The following is a 17,827-nucleotide window of genomic DNA, read 5'->3' as shown; positions in this document are numbered from 1 at the left end:
GCGTTAGCGATCCCAGTAGGCTTCTTCTAAGCTGTCTTCGCGCTCTGGCAAAGCGCGACCTAAACGAGGGGAGTGCTGGGTTAGAACTTCGTAGCTCACACGGTTTGCGTACTTACAAATCTGCGACAGAGATGAGTAAGTCAGGTACGGCTGATCGTGCTTAGACGAATTCGGTACGTTGTTTAGATGGTGGCTATTTGCTGCCATATCATGTAACAGGGCAGACAGTGCTGCATCACCCGCGCCATTTGTGTTCTTGATTTTAAGAGGGCCACCCAGGTATGGGCCGATATGTGAGTAAACTTTCACTGGTTTTGCACAATCTTGTTTGCGCATCGCACGGCTAAACTCGTACTTATTGAATTCAGGGATGTTACCCGGTAACAATGGCAGTTCTGTTTCACGCTTAACGCAATCTTCAGTGTAGCTAGCCATGTATAAGCCGACAGAGCCAGCAGTACATAGAACAAGGTCAACCCACTCTAGTGCTTTGTCAGCAGCAAGAAGAGGATCTTTTTCACCTGTTAGCGCTTGACCTTCTTCTTCGTTCATCGCGACAACGGAAATGTTCTCTTTGATGTACTGTTGCCACCATTCTGCATTGCCTTCAATGACCCACTTTGTGCCAAGTGTTAACACAACAGGTACATTATTCTCTTTTGCCAGCTCAATAGCACGAGCAACAGCTTGTGGCATCGGGTCTTCAGGCTTTCCACGCATTAGGTAAGAAGAAACAACCAGTGCAGAAGCTTTCTCGAATACTTCACCAGGAATGCTTTCTGGACGCAGATTGTTCATTTCACCTTCGTTGATTGCAAACGTACGTTCACCATCATCCGAAATTAGGGTGTAACAACGGCCAATCGAACCTTCTACTGTCTGTAAATGGTTGAGGTTCATACGAGAAGACGTGCGGCATAAATAGCGGTATGCAAAAGAGCCCACTTCGATGTTGCGGGACATGACACCAAGCAAAACAGATTTACTGTCTGCCAAGACAGAGTAGTTGTGAAGTGTATTACCGATTGTGTCGCCTGGGTATTGGTGTGTGATTAAGCCGCGTTCTACCAGCTCATCATACAAAGCGTCGGCTTTGCTCTCTTCTAAGACTAGAGAGTGTCCTTTACTCAAGTCATATTTTGCAAGGAACTCATCATCTACACGAGCTTCAATATCAACAATAGTTTGGCCAACACCAACAATGATCGGGCGATACAATTTTGGTGTTTCTTTCATCTGGTTGATGAGTGGATCACGAGCGTGTGTAGGAAAGTAGTGCTTAGATTTGCGCTGTCCGGGGAACTTCATATTTAAATGTAAGTAGGAAATTTTCGCGCATGATATCACATAAAAGAAAGGTTGTTTTCATTTTTATTTCATAAAATTATGCCAGATATCGCTATCTGGCATCAGGGTAAATCAATCTTTTTTAGTAAATGTACCGAACGCTTTTGTTCCCCAAAGCGGGACAGTAGACAAGCTGTGTTTGAAGCTGCCAGAGGTCTCTTTAGTTGAATAGGAGAGATACATAAGTGTCTGATTTTCAACATCCAAGATACGTCTGATCTTCATGCTCTTAAAAAAGATGCTTTTTGACTTCTTAAACACCACTTCGCCATCTTTAGACGTATCAATGTTAGCGATCATTTCTGGCGTGATTTCACCTGTCTGACGACATGAAATTGAGCTATCACTTGGATCGGCTAAGCTAAAATCTGCCTCAACAGATGCCACGTGGCAGGTTACGCCGGTTACTACAGGATCTTGCAAGTGGTTAAGTTTGATATCCTTCATAGTAAAAAGCCCTAGGCTGACATCGCCTACCTCGCCGCTATCACATGCTGTTAAGCCGAGAGTGAGCAGAGCTGCAGCAGCTATTTTTTTCATCGTCATGGTGCTGTCCTAAACTGTGTAAAATACAAATCGCGAAACGAATGCCGTGGCACAACGTATAGCTAATTGGTTGTATAGCATATCAGCTTTTATCGCCCATACCGAATAATCCCTCAAAACACTTGAGCCCTTAGGGGGTTACCGCTAAGCTTACGTAAATCTTTATAGCGTGTAGACGTAAATGACAGAATTAACTCCAAATATCTGTAGTGTGAAGAACCAATGGTTGGCACAGCAGGTCGATGTAGAATATCCAACCAAAGAAAGTATCGCCGGACGTAAGGTTTACCTTGCAAAGGCACAAGAGCAAGTATGTGAAAATATTGAGCCATCAAACATGGCTGATGCAAGTTATGCTCTTGAAGATATTTACTTAGTGGATTTTCACCGTTTAACGGTAATGTTTGCATTGCTTCAATCACAACGTTGGCAAGATAAACAAGAGCAAGAGCTGATTGTTGAGTTCCTCACTCAAATTATCTATTCGGAGCCTTGCCAGTTGTATGTCGGTTTTCACAATGGAGAAGCATCGGCAGCCGCAATCGTCACAGAACATGATAATTCATTATTGATATCGGATATTGTTGTTAAACCTGACAATAGTGACGACGAAAAACGCCTGTTTGCTGCGTCAGTTTTAGCAAAGTTAAACACTGACTTTAGTTCGTATAATGCCGTTTACCTAGAAATGTAAATTTCCTCCCTCATCTGTACTTTGCTATTTAGTCACTCTTAAAATTAATACGGCCAAAAGGGTGACTAAACCTGAAGTTTTCACCATCTCTACTTCTCTTAGACTTAAAATGTTAAGCGAGTCATGAATACATCATGTAACTCGATTATTATTTCTCCCATCGAAATAATAGGGTATCGATATGCCTACGACTCAAACAAAATGCGTGATTTTTGATTGTGATGGAACGATCGTCGATAGTGAGAAGTTGTGCTGTGAAGCGCTTTGTGACGTTTTCAATCGATTCGGTGCAAATTTGTCGCTCCAAGATGTGACCGAGCATTACGAGGGGGGCAAGATCGCAGATATATTGGCGAGAACGCGTACCCGTTTCAATGTGGATGTATCAATCGATAAGTTAGAGCCACTCTACCGCGATAGCTTAGACAGGCTTTTCGAGCAATCATTGAAGCCAATGGATGGAATCTTTGAGGCATTAGCATGGCTTGATGAGCAGAATATCGAGTATTGCGTGGTATCAAATAGTCCCCAAGATAAAATTGAGCGCTCATTGCAACTTACAGGGCTGCTGGACTATTTCAAAGGGAAGACTTTTTCGGCTTTTGACACAAATAGTTGGAAGCCAGAGCCTGATTTGATTTTATACAGCGCAATGAACATGGGCTTTAGAGTAGAGGAGTGCCTATATGTCGACGACACTCCCAAAGGCCTTGAAGCGGGTGTAAGAGCAGGTATGAAAACCATTCATCTCGTCGGATTAAATGAAAAGCCTCATTCGTTTGATTTAAAAAAAATCACTTCGTTGCGCGAGTTAGAGTCTTTCCTTCAACCTACTTGTTAATGGAAAGCGACTGCCGCATCCATTCTTCCTTTGCTTCTCATGGCAAATTGAATTTGAGGCATTGCAGCGACCACTTGGTCGACGTCTTCAAAAAACGAACCGCACTCCGCGCATAGCATGCTGTTTTTCTCAGACAGCAGGTACTCTTCACTTCCACACAGTGGGCAACACAGCGTTTTATTATCATTTTGAGGCATGGGGATTCTCCAGCAGCAGGCTAATAGTAAGATGTTTATTATTATTAATTTTTTATTAGTGTGACTGAGTACTCGTTTGGTAGTCAGCCGATGTACTTAAAGTAACCTCTAGACCTCATTTGCACATAGTGTGTTGTGTTAATTGTGAGAAGCGATTCATATTATAACGAAAGAGTATTGAAATTTTACGCTACGTTTTCATTACAGCAAGAAGCCAGCTAAAATTTTTGCCAACCTGTTTATGGCGTTACTCCAGTCTTTTTCATTAGTGAAATTAGCAACACATACGCGAAAGCAATGCTTAAATTGGCTCTGAGTACCAAATACCGAACCAGGCAAGATACTGATTTTGTGTTGGCTACAAGTGCGGTAGAGTGCATCGCAATCGATACTTTCAGGTAGTCGAATCCATAGCAAAAAAGATCCTTGCACCCCTGAAATATGGTAGTGATTGTGCAGCGATGGGTATTGCTCCATAGCCTGCTTGAACAAAGCCACAAAGCGTTTAGTGTTGCTTTGATAGATTCGCCTCATTCTAGACAAGTGGGTTTTATACTTTCCTGAGGTAAAGAAATCCGATAAGGCGGATTGCATTAAGTTAATCCCTCCCATGCTGTCGCATAGAAGAAGCCGCTCTATATGCTCAGTGTGTTTTCCAGCCAGCATCCAACCGATTCGTAGTCTTGAATCCAGTGTTTTAGAGAGAGAATTTACATAGATAACGCGATCGGCTTTGTCTAACGATTTTAAGCTGGGAATAGGCTCTGCATAGCTTAAAGCGCCAAATACATCGTCCTCGATAATAGGTGTTTTACCGGACATATCCAGTATCGCTTTACGACGCTCTAAGGGCATCATAGAGCCAGTAGGGTTGGTAAAGTTGGGCGTTAAAATAATGACTTTAATCTCCCACTGTTCTAGTGCTTCTCTTAACGCTTGTGGATCCATACCATCGCGGTGGCAGCTCGGAATTTCAATGACTTCCAGGCCCAACGACTCAAGGAGCAATAAGTTACCAAAATAACAAGGAGATTCGACCGCAACAATATCGCCCGGCTGTGTGGTGGCACGTAACGCCAAACTGATCGCTTGTTGCGCCCCGTGCGTCACTAGCAATTCGTTCGGTGACGCAGGTGTTCCTAGATCTTGTGTGATCTTTGCTAATTGCCTTACTAATAGGGAATCGCCCGGAGGGAGCTGATAGTGACTGGGTGTATGGGTCTGTCTGCGGCTATGTCGGCCAATCTCTGCATATAAGCTTTTGATGGCGGGAGCATCGATGTTTGGGTGAGCCGATCCCAACGGTAACAGCTCCTTATACTGCGGGTAGGTAAGAAACTCTTTACAGACGGAGAGTAAGTCAACGCGTAACGGTTTTACGATAGGGGGCGATATCATCGTCCCACTGCTGACCCGATAGCCAGATCTAGGAACAGAATACACAACACCCTGAGCTTCCAATTCTTGAAACGCACGTATCACCGTATTCTTACTAACCTTTAGCTCTAGACTTAACTGGCGGATAGAGGGCAGCTTATCGTTCAGCTCATACACACCCTCAGTGATTGCTTGCTTCAGTGTTGATTCTACATAATGAAATTTGCTTACTGTGTCTTGTGCCTTATCTGTACCCATTAAAATGCTCTTATCTGTCACTTACTCATTTATCTGTGCCCAACTACAGTACCAGTATTCACAAATAAAAAACAAATAACGAGAGTCAGTCATGTTAGTCAGAGCCATTCCTTTTATCTTTGTCATTTTGTGGGCTTCTGGTTTTGTTGGCGCGAGGTTTGGTCTTCAATACGCAGAGCCAGCCACGCTGCTTTCAATCCGAATGCTAGGCAATGTCGTATTATTCTTGCTTATAATTGCTTTTCTACGTAGGCGAGTACCAACTGGTAAGGATTTTCTTCACTGTTGCGTAGTCGGCGTGCTGATCCACGGTTTTTACCTGGGGGGCACCTATATGGCGATAGACTTGGGAATGCCAGCGGGCTTAAGTTCCTTATTGGTGGGTATTCAACCTATCTTGACTGCCGTTTTGCTGGTTGGTTTTACTCGTGAGACGTTTAAGCCTGTTCAGTGGTTGGGGCTAGCTCTAGGGTTTGTTGGTATCGCTTTGGTATTGGGTGGAAAGATGGAATGGCAATCTGAAACCGATAAAATATTGGCAATTGCTGTTTGCTTGTGTGCATTAGCGGGGATTACGCTTGGAACACTCTACCAGAAGAAGTTTTGTCACAGCGGAGATATGGTCGGCAGTGCGATGGTGCAATATTTGGCTGCTGGCGCGCTGTTTTTACCTTTTGCGATGCAATTTGAGACGATGGAAGTCCAGTGGACCACCGAGTTTATATTAACGCTGATTTGGCTGGTGGTTGTGCTTTCTTGTGTGGCGATACTTCTACTGCTGTTTATGGTGAAAAATGGCGCAGCATCGAGTGTGGCATCGGTGTTTTATCTTGTTCCTCCAACTACTGCGGTTCAGGCGTGGTTAGCATTTGGTGAGTCATTCGATGTAATGGGAGGCGTTGGGTTTGGTTTTGCCGCAGTGGCGGTTTATCTTGTAGTGAAGAAACCTGCTATTTTCGCTTCAAAAACAGCCGCAAAAGTGTGCTCTAACTAAAGGTCTGTAACAAAGAGTTATGGATAAAGAAAGCCTGCAGACTGATATGATTTGCAGGCTTTTAGTATCAGAGTTAAGTACGTTTTGCTAAGTACGCATCGTAATCCGGTACTTCGATATCAACAGCTTGCTCCATTAGATCAGATTCGAACAAAAATTTGGCTGAAGCTCGGTTGGTCGCGACCGGAATATTCCAAACGCTGGCGATTCGTAGCAGCGCTTTTACATCTGGATCATGTGGAACAGCATTCAATGGATCCCAGAAGAAAACTAACACATCAATCTTGCACTCTGAAATTAATGCACCTAGCTGCTGGTCGCCTCCCATAGGGCCGCTGATCAAGGATTTGATCGCAAGGCCAGTCTCTTTGCTTAAGATAGAGCCCGTTGTGCCCGTGGCATAAAGGAAATGACCCTGAAGTTTTTCTTTGTTTTCTTTAACCCAACGAAGTAGTTCTGGTTTGCAGTTATCGTGTGCGACGAGTGCAATATGCTTGTGTGCTGGGAGAGTACGGATTGTTTTTTCCATTCAAACTTCCTAATTGTTTTCGCTATAAACGTAAAATGTTGGTCGATATTCAGAAGGTGACAAGGACTCCCTTATCACTTTGTCATTGAGTGTTTTTGGGGTGAGCTGTTCAATGTTTGGCGTCACGGCAAAGTCGTATTCTTCACCTTTTAAATAACTCACCGCCTGTTGAATTGAAAGCCGCCCTTGTTTGACCATTTTATCAGTCGGAGCAAAATCAACGCGTGATCTGAGTAGCCCTCGGTAGACTCCGTGACTGAGATAAGTTGACACCAGTCCAATTTTATCTGTTTTGCCTGCGGTGCGTAGTTCACTAATAGCTGCTTCTATCGCAACCGCACTGCCGACAATATAATCTACTTGTTCATTTTCAATGGCTTCTTGAACTAAGTTTCGTTGTAGTTCTTTATCGTTATCTGCCCAATACGTATCGACGATTCGTATGTCGCTGTCTTCAATCGCGGTGTAAAAACCTTTGAGAACAGGGTTCGTTCCGCCACTGGATTTGGGGCCAGGCAGAAAGGCAATGTTAGCAACCCCCGAACCTTTAGGGTGTTTTTGTTGAAGGTATTCACCAGCGTAGTAACCCATCCAATACCAGTCGACGCCAACCTCACCTTTCAATAGGCTTTGGTTTTCTTCATCTAAAAGTAGTTTATTCACTGTCGCGAATACCGGGATATCACGGGTGTAGTGTTTGAGCGAGTCGTCATAGAGTAGCGGGGCGACGGTACCAAGAATAATGGCGTCTGCATCCCAACGAACACAAAGTGATAGCTGCTGCTGTTGTTTCGTCACATTCATATACCCGCCAGCTTCGAGCACTCTTAGATCGACGCTTTGTTTCTTAGCTTCTTCAACCATTCCATAATTCACAGACAACCAATAGGAGTCTTTGAGGTGAGGGTAAATAGCACAAAGGCGTAACGGTTCTGAAGCGAAAACCGTGTTTGCGGTGGTCAGAATGGCCAGTGCCGTTGATGTGATAACAAGCTTTTTTAAACCAGCGTATAAAGACATACCGTATTTCATTGATAAAGAGGGGGTAAACACTGCAAAATATACGTCATTCTATCAGTTTTAAAAAGTGAAGTATCTCGATGTTATTAGCGAAAGCCAGTATTGGCCGTAAGTTGCTGTTTGCATTCTTGGCGATGGCGCTACTGGTTCTAACGTCATCACTCATTGGTGTGTTTGGTTTTAGCTCTGTCGCTAAAACAGAGAGAAACGTCGTTAACTCGGCGATTCCGTCAATGATAGAAGCAAGACAAGTTTCAGAGCTTAGCTCACGTATCATTTCTTCAGTGCAAGTACTGTCCAACGCAAAAACCGAAGAACAGCGCCGGCAGTCAGGTCAGGCGCTGTTCTCACAACTAGAGTCACTATTAACCCATATTAAACAGTTAGGCTCGGACTCATTCGACTCTACGTTACTCTCTAAACTGGAATCTGACGTGCAGCATGTGATTGACACGCTGGCTCAATTAGGAAAAGTTGTTGAAACACGTCTGCTATTAGTGGAGGACTTGTCTGACCGAACTGAAAAGATGCGTAGTTATGCGTCGGAGCTAGAGCGATTAACGCGCACACAAGTTGCCAATACCTCTACCATTGCAGTTGCTAACATCACGCATATTTATGACCTACTGGAAACCAAGAAAATAGAACATGTCTACCAAGCGTTAGATACTTTGGTCGAAGTGGATCTTGATTTGTCTGAGCGGCTGCATGAACTCCATCTCCTGGCTTTCAAAATGCTTAACCACATTGAGGAAGCGCGCACCGTTGCAGACGCGGATCGTATACGCACTATCCATGACGAATTTACGAGCAATTTAGAGATTATGAAGCGTCGTGTAAAAGCCGTTGAGGATCCAACACGCTCAATTCAAATGACTCAGCTGTTACTTAAACTAGAAGAAGGCGGGGCCATGTTCGACGTTTTGCTTCAACGACACAATAACGAACAGACCGCCAAGCAGCTGATGCAGGATACATTAAACCAGTTTACAGAACTCAATACGACGGTGAGTAAATTAGTGGATGAATCCAATATCGCCACAACACATGCTGTGGAGGAGCTAAAAACCACACTGGAATATGCCCAGCTAACGCTAACGATAATCACTGTTTTAGGTATGGTAACCGTGGTGTTCATTGTATGGAAGGTCGTTTATGTTTCTGTACTAAAACGCCTTGCAGAGTATTCATCAGCGCTTCTTTCTATTGCCCAGGGCCAGCTAAAAGTCGACATTACTGTGCGAGGCAATGATGAACTTGCGCATATGGGGCAAGCGATTATAACCGCGAGAAATACAGCGCAATCTTTAAAAGTGGTGGCAGAAAGTGAGGTGAAAGCTAAACGTGAACTGCAACGCCACAAAGAACATTTGGAAGAGTTGGTCACAGAGCGTACGCATCAGCTACAACAAGCCAATGAACGCCTCAATGAAGAGGTGGTGAATCATGCTATTGCAAGGCAAGAAGCAGAGCAGGCAAGCCGAGCAAAATCAGCATTTCTCGCAACCATGAGCCATGAGATCCGAACGCCAATGAATGGGGTATTGGGCACAGCGCGACTGTTAAAAGATGCAGGGTTAAACGCGAAGCAAAGCTTCTATGTTGATGTGATTAATCGCAGTGGGAGCACCTTATTAGCCATTCTTAATGATGTTCTCGATTATTCAAAAATTGAAGCAGGCCATTTAGAGATTAGGCCAGTCAACTTTAGCCTGCATGCCATGGTTGACGATGTAAAGCAGCTTTTAGATGGCAAAGCTAAAGAGAAGGATCTGCAGCTAAGCGTAGCAATTGAAAGCGACTTGGAGCCGTTTTGGTTTGGTGATGTCACGCGTATCAGTCAAGTACTCAATAATTTGGTCGGCAACGCAATTAAATTTACAGACGAAGGGTATGTCGATATTTATGTTGCTGAAGACCCTGATCGTGAAGGCTTTATTTTATTTGAGGTATCAGACTCCGGAGTTGGTATCTCTGAAAAAGAGCAGGAAACACTGTTCGATGCATTTACCCAAGCATCTGGCGGATTTAATACCAAAGGTGGGACTGGTCTTGGTTTAGCCATCAGCAAAAAACTGGTTGAGGCTTTAGGTGGTGAATTAGAAGTGGAGTCTGGCTTAGGAGAAGGTAGTCGTTTTTGGTTTTCCGTCCCGCTAGAACATGGAGAAGAGATTCAAGAAAGTGACGACGTCACAAGTAGCAGATGGCGTGCAAGGATATTGTTGGTGGAAGACAACCCTGTCAACTGCATGGTTGCTGAAGGATTCTTACAAAGTTTAGGCCATGAAGTAGCCATTGCTGAAGATGGAGAAACGGCCAAGGCGCTATTTACGGAAGGTGAGTATGACATTGCGTTGCTGGATATCAACTTGCCAGATTGTGATGGTGTTTCTTTACTGGATCAACTTCGAGAGATTGAGTCTCATAAACATAACGAACGCATCACACCAATGGTGGCGGTTTCTGCGCATGTATTTAACGAGGAAGTTGAAAACTATCTCTCTTCTGGTTTTGACGGTTATCTCCCCAAACCGCTAGATAAAGAGGCGCTGGCCAGTTTGATCCAAAATTGTTTGGAAGGTCAGACACTACTGCTTTCACAAGTTGAAGAAACCAATGATTCAGATTCAGAAGACAGCATGCTAATAGATCCGAATATTATCCAATCCGATATGGCCGTATTGGGTAAAGAGAAAATGCAAAAAATCTATGAATTATTCGATATTGGTTGTGACGAAATTCTTACTCAGCTTGAAACGGCAGCTCAAAATCAAGATATGAATACAACAAAACAGTTAGCACATAAGTTGAAAGGCTCCGCCGGTAGTCTTGGTTTATTGTCATTATTTGAACTTTGCAAGGGAATAGAAAAGGACAAGGATCCAATAACTTGTTATTTTGACAGCCAAGAGCAACTCGAAATCCTCTGTGAAAAATCGAAACAAGCAATCAAACAACTTCTGGTATAAGGGTGTAAAAATGGCATTATTCGAATCCTCAAACTTGATCATGAGAAAGATTACTCCTAATGACTGGTCATTGTTTGAGCGTCTGCATCAGGATGAGGATGTAATTAAATACGCGTTTGATAAACCATCCGTAGAGCAGATAAGAACACGTTTCGAAAGTCGCCTTCCTGGCTGGAAATGGGGGAGTGAACATTGGTTGTGTTTAGTGATTGTCTGTAAAGCGACACAGCAATGTGTAGGGGTCACTGGCCTTTGCCTTTCTGAAGAGAGTAGTACAGATGTTGAAGTCGGTTACCTACTTTTACCTGAATACCATGGTAAAGGGTTTGGGACCGAGTCATTGCTGGCGTTGGTACAGTATGCCAAAAGAGAGTTTCCGATCAGTAAATTCAGCGCTATTGTCACCGATGGCAACGTTGCTTCTTGCAAAGTCCTTGAAAAAGTGGGCTTTATACTAAAAGAGCGAGAGCCCAATGCTTACCAAATCGGTGGTCAGCTTTATGATGATCTTCTCTATACCTATGAAGTGTAGTGGATACCTAACGCGGATAAAGTCAGTAGAATTTGTGCAGTATAGTAGGTAACCATAATGACATGGCGCGAGAAAGCAGAGCTCGATCTAAACCTGTCTATAGCAAGGACCAAATCTGAAATAATAAAGGTAAATGCCCCCATTGCAGCATAGCTCGCCATTGGATTGATGGCGTCTAGCCAAACCTCAATCGCACCCCATGCCATCACTAATATAGCCGTAGAGTAGACACCGACCGGAAGTTGCATGTTGCCCAAGGTTGGAAGCAGTAATAGGTACACAATTAACCCCACACTAAACAACACGGCTGGTACCCACAGCGTAATGGCTGAGTCTATTTGAGTGAAAAAGGCATAACCGTAGGCGATATGAGCGACAAGAAAGCTAATTAACCCTTGTACAAACTTATCTTTAGGATGCATCAGGAATAGATCGCCAATGGCAGATGCAAGCAGTCCAATGCCTATCCAAAAAGAATATTGGTTAATATCTGGATTTTCAGACAAAACTAGCGCTGCCATAAGCAAGATAGGCGTTGCTTTAGAGCAATAAAAGACCCACCTTGGTTTGCGATCAATACTCCAGACATGTATCGCGCACAAGAAAACAATTAATAACCACATATATTCAACTCAAAAAAATAGCAGCAAAAATTTGCTGCTATAGGGTAATCAGTGGTTTTGAGCTAGGCAATAGCCTGTTGCAATATTTGGCGGCTGTGTTCTAGTGAAATTTGCTGCTTTTCTCCTAACTGAGTCATGCCATGTGATTCAAGTTGTGAGACTACTGCATCTACAGCTTCTTCTTTGCTACCTTCATAGCCACTAAATTGTGTATCTACGTTTAGAGAGTGGTAAAAAGCTTCAATCGCTTTAATTGTCCGATTCGCTAGGTCATCAGTTTGCTCTAATCCGAAGACATTTTTACCCATTTGTTCAAGTTTGTCTTTTTTCAGATCAAATTGATGTCTCAGAAGAGAAGGCTGAACAATCGCTAACGAACGTGCATGGTCAACACCCCAAAGCGCAGTGAATTCGTGACCAATCATATGGGTTGCCCAATCGTGCGGTACGCCACTACCAATAAGTCCATTTAACGCTTGGTTCGCTGACCACATTAAATTGGCTCGCCACTCGTCATTATCACGATCAGCGAATGACTCGCCCAATGATTTCAATGTACGAAGTAGGGTTTCAGCGTATCCGTCCTGAACCAATGCACCGTGGTTGTAGGTTAAGTACTGTTCACAAACGTGAACCCAAGCATCTACCACGCCATTGAGCAGTTGTTTCTCTGGCAAGGTTTTCATGACATCCGGGTCTAATACAGCAAATTTTGGCTGAACAAATGGCGACATGAATGGCAGCTTATCGTGCGTTTCCGCTTTAGTAATTACCGCGCCCATGTTTGATTCTGAGCCAGTCGCAGGAAGCGTTAAGATTGCACCAAGTGGTACGGCATCATCTACCTTGTGCTCGCCAGTTAGGATATCCCAGCCATCGCCAGCATACTTTGCAGCTGCCGCTACGTATTTTGAACCGTCGATGACAGAACCGCCACCAACCGCAAGAATGAAATCAATGTTGTGCTCTTTGACGATTTGAACGGCTTTATCAAGTGTTTCTTTGGTTGGATTAGGCTCTACACCGTTAAACTCGAACCAAGTCGTCTCTTTGAGCGCATCTGCAACTTGATCATAAACGCCATTCTTCTTAATGGAACCGCCACCGTAAATAACAAGAATGTTGTTTGCATCGGCAACGGCTTGTTTGACCGAAGAAATCTGGCCTTTCCCGAAAAAAATCTGTGTCGGGTTAACGTAAGTAAATTGCATTGTTAGCCTCTTGCTTTCGTGTTGTGAGTCTTATTTAGACTAGGATCTAATCACCGCAAAGGTAATATCTAGTTTGTGCATAATAGTCTTGGTTTGTGAGCTTATATACGTCAATTTCTCCAAATTTATTGCCTAAAACTATTTTTAATATAAGATTGAGCAAGATTGGGAGGGAAGATATGACACTGGCAAGCCTGATGAGGCAGTACGTCGAACTTAAGCAACTTCATGATCTTGAAGGTATTTATCAAACAGAGATCGACGGCGTTTGGTTTTATAGGAGCAGCAAAGGTAACTCGCGGAAGCCTTTTGTCTATCAATCGGGCATTATTGTTCTTGGCCAAGGTAACAAAAATATCTATGTGGGTAACCAACCCGTTCACTATGGTCCGGAAGATTATCTCGTTGTTGGGGTACCAATGCCGTTAGAGTGCGAGGCCATTGCTACGGATGGTGAGCCATTATTAGGCTTGTCTATCGATATCGATCCTCATCTGTTGCACCGTTTGGTTCACAAATTGGAGTCCTTGGGTTATCGGCCAGCGAAATCTAGCAACGACCAACGCTGTGGTCTTAAGTCGGTACGCATGGATAAAAGTATGCTCGACGTGTGTCAAAGGTTCATGAGCGCACTGTGCGATCCTGTTGACCGCATAATGCTCGCCGACACTTTAAAGGAAGAGTGGGTATATCGGGCTTTAATGAGCGAAGAAGGGCATGTCTTGTTTGATTTGGCCCGCCATGATGGCCATTACGCGCGAGTTGCCAAAGCACTGGATAAAGTGCATCGAGAGTATGCTGGGAATTTATCTGTTCAAGAGTTGGCGCAAGAAGCGAATATGAGCGCTTCCGCTTTTCATCATGCATTTAGAGAAGTGACGTTAGAGTCTCCAATTCAATACATAAAAAAAGTCAGACTGAATAAAGCAAAAGAATTAATACACCTAGAAGGCAAGAAAGTGAACGATGCGGCACGTTTAGTGGGGTATAACAGTTCTTCTCAGTTTTCAAGGGAGTATAAGCGTCACTTCAACGAAACGCCCCGAGGCTTAAAGCTCGCCAGCTAGTTATAGGCATGCTGAAAAGAGGAAAAATAGACTTACAAAATTACTGTTTTTTTTGAAACTGATCTCATACATAATGCAAACATAGTCATCCACAAGATAGTGCCTATCTAACAGTTGGAGACTATGCCCCTATAGGAGATCTAGTCAATCTCTTTAAGTAAAGCCTCTTTGCTGTATTGCTCTGAGGCTTGCTTTCTTTTTATGCTTACCAAACACGATTAATGCTGTCGTACTTTAGAATTCATAGCCTTCCGGTACAACTACAACGCCTTTCTCAGATATTTTAAAACGTTGCGAATCCTCTACTCGGTTTAGACCAATTTGGGTAAACGGTGGAATCTTCACGTGTTTATCAATAATGCAATTCACCAATTGGCATCCTTCTCCAACTTCGACATCGTCAAATAGGATGCTATCGACAACCGTTGCGCCGTCGTTAATACGCACATTCATCGACACGACGGAGTGCTGAACCGAACCACCGGAATTAATCACACCATCGGCAATGATAGAGTTGATGAATATGCCTTCGTTACCCGTTTCTGATGATACGGTTCGGGCGGGTGGACTTTGTGGCTCATAAGTGCGTATTGCCCAGTCTCTTTGATAAAGATTCATTGGCGGTAGTGGTTCTAATAGGTCCATGTTTGCTTCATAGAAAGAATCAATGGTGCCTACATCTCGCCAATAACAATCTTTCGCCACGCGACCTCTATCACTACAAAAGTCGTAAGCATAGACGTTAAAAGATTGAATAAGCTCAGGAATGATATCGTTACCAAAGTCGTGAGAAGAGTCTTGATTGGCGGCGTCTTTGCGCAGTGTTTCTTCGAGGACTTTTGCATTAAAAATATAAATACCCATTGAAGCCAAACTGCGATCAGGTTTGCCAGGCATAGCAGGGGGATCACTTGGTTTCTCAACGAAGGAGGTAATACGAGCAGTGTCGTCAACGGCCATGACACCAAATTGCGAGGCCTCTTCGCGGCTTACATTCATACACGCAATGGTGAGGTCGGCATTGTTACTTTTATGCTCCTCAAGCATGGCGGCGTAGTCCATACGGTAGATATGATCGCCGGAAAGCACCATTACATGCTCGGCGTCACTACGAGATAATAGCCACAGGTTGTGATAGATCGCATCGGCAGTACCTTCGTACCATTTACCACTGCCACGCATTTGTGGTGGTACCACGCTGATGAATTCGCCCAATTCTGGGTTGAATATAGACCAGCCATCGCGAAGGTGTTTTTGTAACGAGTGGGATTTGTATTGGGTGAGCACCAAAATCCTACGCAAGCCAGAACGTAAACAGTTGGTGAGAGTAAAATCGATGATTCGATATTTGCCCCCAAAAGGTACAGCGGGCTTGGCTCTGTGATCGGTTAGTGGGCTAAGTCGGGAGCCCATACCACCAGCGAGGATAATGGTGAGCGTGTCTTGCATTCTATTCTCCACAAGGTTGCTAGATTACTCAGAGAGAATAGTACAAGATGCTGTTTAAACAATAACTATGTGTCTTTTCACCATTTACATGGCGTTTTTGTGAATTTAGATTTATATATCGTGAATAAATAACAACTTAAAATATAAAGCTATGCGATAGATTGGGTTTCTGACACCAACATTATATTAACTTGGTTTCGACCTAAGCTCTTAGACTCATAAAGTGCAATATCTGCGCGTTTGTAGCTGTCACTTGGTTTGTCACACAGCTCGGTAACACCTGCACTTACAGTGATACCGTAGTCGCTTTTCAGATGGATAGCATTGCGCAGTCGGTTAATGACAATCTCCGCTTCAGCAACCCGAGTGTGAGGCATAATAATTGCGAACTCTTCGCCACCAATACGAGCCACAATATCCGTTTCACGCAATTGTGCTGAGATAGTATCGGCAACATTAATGATCACTCTATCGCCAGCATCATGGCCATATTTGTCATTGATTCGTTTAAAGTGATCAATATCAATCAGTGCCAGTGCTGCTTTCTCACTGTTCGGGTAACGCTTAACTTTTTGTGTGTGTTTTGTTATTTCAGAATCAAATTTACGGCGGTTCCAAAGGCCGCTGAGTGGATCTTTTTCGCTGAGCTCTCTAAGTTGATCCTCTAGCTCTTTACGATGTGAAATATCAATGAAAGAAGCAACGTAGAATTGAACAACATTCTGATTGTTACGAACGGTTTGAATACGCAGCAACTCTGTAATTAACGAGCCATCACTGCGTTTATTAACTACTTCGCCTTCCCAAATGCCGTCATTCTCCAGCGCTTTCCACATCGCCACATAGAAATCGCGGTCATGTTGACCAGAAGAAAACATGGAAGGGTGTTTGCCCTTCACATCATTCAATGTATAGCCGCTGGACTTAGTAAACTGCTCATTTACTTGCACAATACGATTGTTTCGGTCGGTAATGACCATCGCAGACATGCCGTTCATGGCTGCCCTGGCTATTTGGCTGGCAACACTGTTCTTTTCGTGATTGTAGTTCCATGCGATGAAGGTAAAACTGATCAAAGAAATAATGATTAAAATGAAAGTCGCCTGGGTCATTAACTCCGTAATATCTTCGCTTTTAACGGGTAGAAGATCGGACATGCTCGATTCCAAAACAAAAATAGCAGTTTGCTTTGAAGAGGCTAGTGAAAATTCTGTTTTGATAAACGAAAACCAGGATTCGCCATCCTTCACGGTTCCAGAATTACGCTGTTGGATTTCTTTCCACAAATTTGGATACAGTTTTTCAATTTTGTAATCGCGGTTCGCTTGTATGATATTGCCCAAAATCGGCGCATTGTCGTTCGTTAAAACGAAGTACCCTTCTTCGTTAAAGATAGTCGGAAGGTTGTCACTTTCACGTTTGTAGGCAAGATCCTTATAAAGGCGTTTAAGGTTTATGTTGGCAACGAAGTAGCCTTTGCGCTCTCCCTCAAGCTCTATAGGCACAATAATTCTGTATGCCGGGATATGTGGAACAACAGGTTGGCCGTTCTCCGACTCGAAATCGATACCAAATGTCCCCGCTTGATTGACAGACAACGACTTGGCGTATGCGAAATAAGCACTTCGACTTTTATCCTGAAGGCGCTCTGGAGCAACGATTTCTGATACGCGTTCACTGCTATTTATGCGTACCTTTTCCAGCCCATTGGCATCAATAAATCGTATTTGAGAGTAGAGTTTTTGTGTACGAGCGACCAGTAACCAAAAGTCACTTAGCGCGCTAATGTTGTCTTTCGTAGGATTAAGAACCGCTTGGTGAAACAGCCCGTTCTGAGACAGAAAACGAATCGAAGTATTGATTCTGTCAAAGGAGACTTGCAACTCTGTTTTGGAGTATTCAAGTCGCTGAAAATTGTACTTTTCTACGCTTTGCAAAGCTTCATTGGTGATTTTTCCATACTCGTTATAGAAGTACAAAGAGGGTACACACGATAAGGTTAAGAATGTAATCAAAAAATGAAGGATGACTTTGTAGCGAGTAAACAACATTGCCGAGTATTGAGCCCTAAAATTGCGCAGATAAAAGATTCGGATGCATTACGACGAAACGTTTTTCAATTTTGTTAATGCTCACCTAACATAACCCGCTAAGTAGAACGGTTATTATACCT

The 17,827-nt window shown here is 43.5% G+C and carries 16 protein-coding genes; 6 read left to right on the top strand and 10 right to left on the bottom strand.

Annotation, left to right across the window (positions count from 1 at the left end; genetic code table 11):
- Positions 1-3 precede the first annotated feature (3 nt).
- Positions 4-1,308 (bottom strand): inosine/guanosine kinase, encoded by a 1,305-nt coding sequence (locus tag VNE01S_RS06495; RefSeq protein ID WP_053394735.1) that lies wholly within the window; start codon positions 1,306-1,308, stop codon positions 4-6.
- A gap of 111 nt (positions 1,309-1,419) precedes the next feature.
- A complete protein-coding gene (locus VNE01S_RS06490; protein ID WP_053395107.1) occupies positions 1,420-1,887 on the bottom strand; it encodes a CreA family protein in 468 nt (155 codons plus the stop codon).
- Between the two features lie 187 nt (positions 1,888-2,074).
- Here VNE01S_RS06490 and VNE01S_RS06485 point away from each other — a divergent pair, with 187 nt between their 5' ends.
- Together VNE01S_RS06485 and VNE01S_RS06480 are read left to right on the top strand one after the other, a co-directional pair.
- On the top strand, positions 2,075-2,587 hold the full coding sequence (locus tag VNE01S_RS06485) for a hypothetical protein (RefSeq protein WP_053394736.1): 513 nt from the start codon (positions 2,075-2,077) through the stop codon (positions 2,585-2,587).
- A gap of 181 nt (positions 2,588-2,768) precedes the next feature.
- On the top strand, positions 2,769-3,428 hold the full coding sequence (locus tag VNE01S_RS06480; RefSeq protein WP_053394737.1) for an HAD-IA family hydrolase: 660 nt from the start codon (positions 2,769-2,771) through the stop codon (positions 3,426-3,428).
- Here VNE01S_RS06480 and VNE01S_RS06475 read toward each other — a convergent pair.
- Together VNE01S_RS06475 and VNE01S_RS06470 are read right to left on the bottom strand one after the other, a co-directional pair.
- A complete protein-coding gene (locus VNE01S_RS06475) occupies positions 3,425-3,625 on the bottom strand; it encodes a hypothetical protein (RefSeq protein ID WP_053394738.1) in 201 nt (66 codons plus the stop codon). The genes VNE01S_RS06480 and VNE01S_RS06475 overlap by 4 nt on opposite strands.
- A 201-nt stretch (positions 3,626-3,826) precedes the next feature.
- The gene (locus VNE01S_RS06470; RefSeq protein ID WP_053394739.1) at positions 3,827-5,260 is read right to left on the bottom strand and encodes an aminotransferase-like domain-containing protein; all 1,434 of its coding nucleotides are present in this window, start codon (positions 5,258-5,260) and stop codon (positions 3,827-3,829) included.
- Between the two features lie 91 nt (positions 5,261-5,351).
- Here VNE01S_RS06470 and VNE01S_RS06465 point away from each other — a divergent pair, with 91 nt between their 5' ends.
- The gene (locus VNE01S_RS06465; RefSeq protein WP_053394740.1) at positions 5,352-6,254 is read left to right on the top strand and encodes a DMT family transporter; all 903 of its coding nucleotides are present in this window, start codon (positions 5,352-5,354) and stop codon (positions 6,252-6,254) included.
- Between the two features lie 73 nt (positions 6,255-6,327).
- On the opposite strand, the gene VNE01S_RS06460 is transcribed toward VNE01S_RS06465, so the two are convergent.
- Both VNE01S_RS06460 and torT read right to left on the bottom strand, forming a co-directional pair.
- Positions 6,328-6,783 carry a methylglyoxal synthase gene (locus tag VNE01S_RS06460; RefSeq protein WP_053394741.1) on the bottom strand — a complete coding sequence of 152 codons (456 nt, stop codon included), beginning with the start codon at positions 6,781-6,783 and terminating at the stop codon, positions 6,328-6,330.
- 9 nt (positions 6,784-6,792) lie between these two features.
- The gene (gene torT / locus VNE01S_RS06455) at positions 6,793-7,803 is read right to left on the bottom strand and encodes a TMAO reductase system periplasmic protein TorT (RefSeq protein WP_053394742.1); all 1,011 of its coding nucleotides are present in this window, start codon (positions 7,801-7,803) and stop codon (positions 6,793-6,795) included.
- A gap of 80 nt (positions 7,804-7,883) precedes the next feature.
- Here torT and torS point away from each other — a divergent pair, with 80 nt between their 5' ends.
- Positions 7,884-10,772, top strand: a complete 2,889-nt coding sequence (gene torS, locus VNE01S_RS06450; RefSeq protein ID WP_053394743.1) for a TMAO reductase system sensor histidine kinase/response regulator TorS — start codon at positions 7,884-7,886, stop codon at positions 10,770-10,772.
- Between the two features lie 10 nt (positions 10,773-10,782).
- Complete coding sequence (locus VNE01S_RS06445; RefSeq protein ID WP_053394744.1) at positions 10,783-11,304, top strand: GNAT family N-acetyltransferase; 522 nt, start codon at positions 10,783-10,785, stop codon at positions 11,302-11,304.
- Here VNE01S_RS06445 and VNE01S_RS06440 read toward each other — a convergent pair.
- Both VNE01S_RS06440 and VNE01S_RS06435 read right to left on the bottom strand, forming a co-directional pair.
- Positions 11,292-11,927 (bottom strand): lysoplasmalogenase, encoded by a 636-nt coding sequence (locus VNE01S_RS06440; RefSeq protein ID WP_053394745.1) that lies wholly within the window; start codon positions 11,925-11,927, stop codon positions 11,292-11,294. The two genes, VNE01S_RS06445 and VNE01S_RS06440, sit on opposite strands and share 13 nt — an antisense overlap.
- 62 nt (positions 11,928-11,989) lie before the next feature.
- Positions 11,990-13,138: an iron-containing alcohol dehydrogenase gene (locus VNE01S_RS06435; RefSeq protein ID WP_053394746.1), complete on the bottom strand. Its 1,149-nt coding sequence runs from the start codon at positions 13,136-13,138 to the stop codon at positions 11,990-11,992.
- 179 nt (positions 13,139-13,317) lie between these two features.
- On the opposite strand from VNE01S_RS06435, the gene VNE01S_RS06430 reads away from it, so the two are divergent.
- A complete protein-coding gene (locus VNE01S_RS06430) occupies positions 13,318-14,205 on the top strand; it encodes an AraC family transcriptional regulator (protein ID WP_053394747.1) in 888 nt (295 codons plus the stop codon).
- A 234-nt stretch (positions 14,206-14,439) separates the two neighbouring features.
- Here the strand turns inward: VNE01S_RS06430 and glgC are convergent, their stop codons facing one another.
- The gene (glgC, locus tag VNE01S_RS06425; RefSeq protein WP_304951211.1) at positions 14,440-15,666 is read right to left on the bottom strand and encodes a glucose-1-phosphate adenylyltransferase; all 1,227 of its coding nucleotides are present in this window, start codon (positions 15,664-15,666) and stop codon (positions 14,440-14,442) included.
- Positions 15,667-15,803: 137 nt separating this feature from the next.
- Positions 15,804-17,705, bottom strand: a complete 1,902-nt coding sequence (locus VNE01S_RS06420) for a sensor domain-containing diguanylate cyclase (protein WP_053394749.1) — start codon at positions 17,703-17,705, stop codon at positions 15,804-15,806.
- Between the last annotated feature and the right edge of the window lie 122 nt (positions 17,706-17,827).

Origin of the sequence: Vibrio nereis NBRC 15637 (genome assembly GCF_001591105.1) — a bacterium.
GTDB classification, from domain to species: Bacteria; Pseudomonadota; Gammaproteobacteria; order Enterobacterales; family Vibrionaceae; genus Vibrio; species Vibrio nereis.
The sequence above is the reverse complement of the archived record's forward strand: the minus strand, read 5'-3'. Positions and strand labels throughout refer to the sequence as shown.

What these genes read in the sequence shown, in the direction of transcription:
- VNE01S_RS06420 (WP_053394749.1), bottom strand. Translation starts at nt 17,705, where the DNA reads ATGTTGTTTACTCGCTACAAAGTCATCCTTCATTTTTTGATTACATTC.
- torS (WP_053394743.1), top strand. Translation starts at nt 7,884, where the DNA reads ATGTTATTAGCGAAAGCCAGTATTGGCCGTAAGTTGCTGTTTGCATTC.
- VNE01S_RS06485 (WP_053394736.1), top strand. Translation starts at nt 2,075, where the DNA reads ATGACAGAATTAACTCCAAATATCTGTAGTGTGAAGAACCAATGGTTG.
- VNE01S_RS06475 (WP_053394738.1), bottom strand. Translation starts at nt 3,625, where the DNA reads ATGCCTCAAAATGATAATAAAACGCTGTGTTGCCCACTGTGTGGAAGT.
- VNE01S_RS06470 (WP_053394739.1), bottom strand. Translation starts at nt 5,260, where the DNA reads ATGGGTACAGATAAGGCACAAGACACAGTAAGCAAATTTCATTATGTA.
- VNE01S_RS06440 (WP_053394745.1), bottom strand. Translation starts at nt 11,927, where the DNA reads ATGTGGTTATTAATTGTTTTCTTGTGCGCGATACATGTCTGGAGTATT.
- VNE01S_RS06435 (WP_053394746.1), bottom strand. Translation starts at nt 13,138, where the DNA reads ATGCAATTTACTTACGTTAACCCGACACAGATTTTTTTCGGGAAAGGC.
- VNE01S_RS06445 (WP_053394744.1), top strand. Translation starts at nt 10,783, where the DNA reads ATGGCATTATTCGAATCCTCAAACTTGATCATGAGAAAGATTACTCCT.
- VNE01S_RS06430 (WP_053394747.1), top strand. Translation starts at nt 13,318, where the DNA reads ATGACACTGGCAAGCCTGATGAGGCAGTACGTCGAACTTAAGCAACTT.
- VNE01S_RS06460 (WP_053394741.1), bottom strand. Translation starts at nt 6,783, where the DNA reads ATGGAAAAAACAATCCGTACTCTCCCAGCACACAAGCATATTGCACTC.
- VNE01S_RS06490 (WP_053395107.1), bottom strand. Translation starts at nt 1,887, where the DNA reads ATGAAAAAAATAGCTGCTGCAGCTCTGCTCACTCTCGGCTTAACAGCA.
- VNE01S_RS06480 (WP_053394737.1), top strand. Translation starts at nt 2,769, where the DNA reads ATGCCTACGACTCAAACAAAATGCGTGATTTTTGATTGTGATGGAACG.
- torT (WP_053394742.1), bottom strand. Translation starts at nt 7,803, where the DNA reads ATGTCTTTATACGCTGGTTTAAAAAAGCTTGTTATCACATCAACGGCA.
- VNE01S_RS06495 (WP_053394735.1), bottom strand. Translation starts at nt 1,308, where the DNA reads ATGAAGTTCCCCGGACAGCGCAAATCTAAGCACTACTTTCCTACACAC.
- VNE01S_RS06465 (WP_053394740.1), top strand. Translation starts at nt 5,352, where the DNA reads ATGTTAGTCAGAGCCATTCCTTTTATCTTTGTCATTTTGTGGGCTTCT.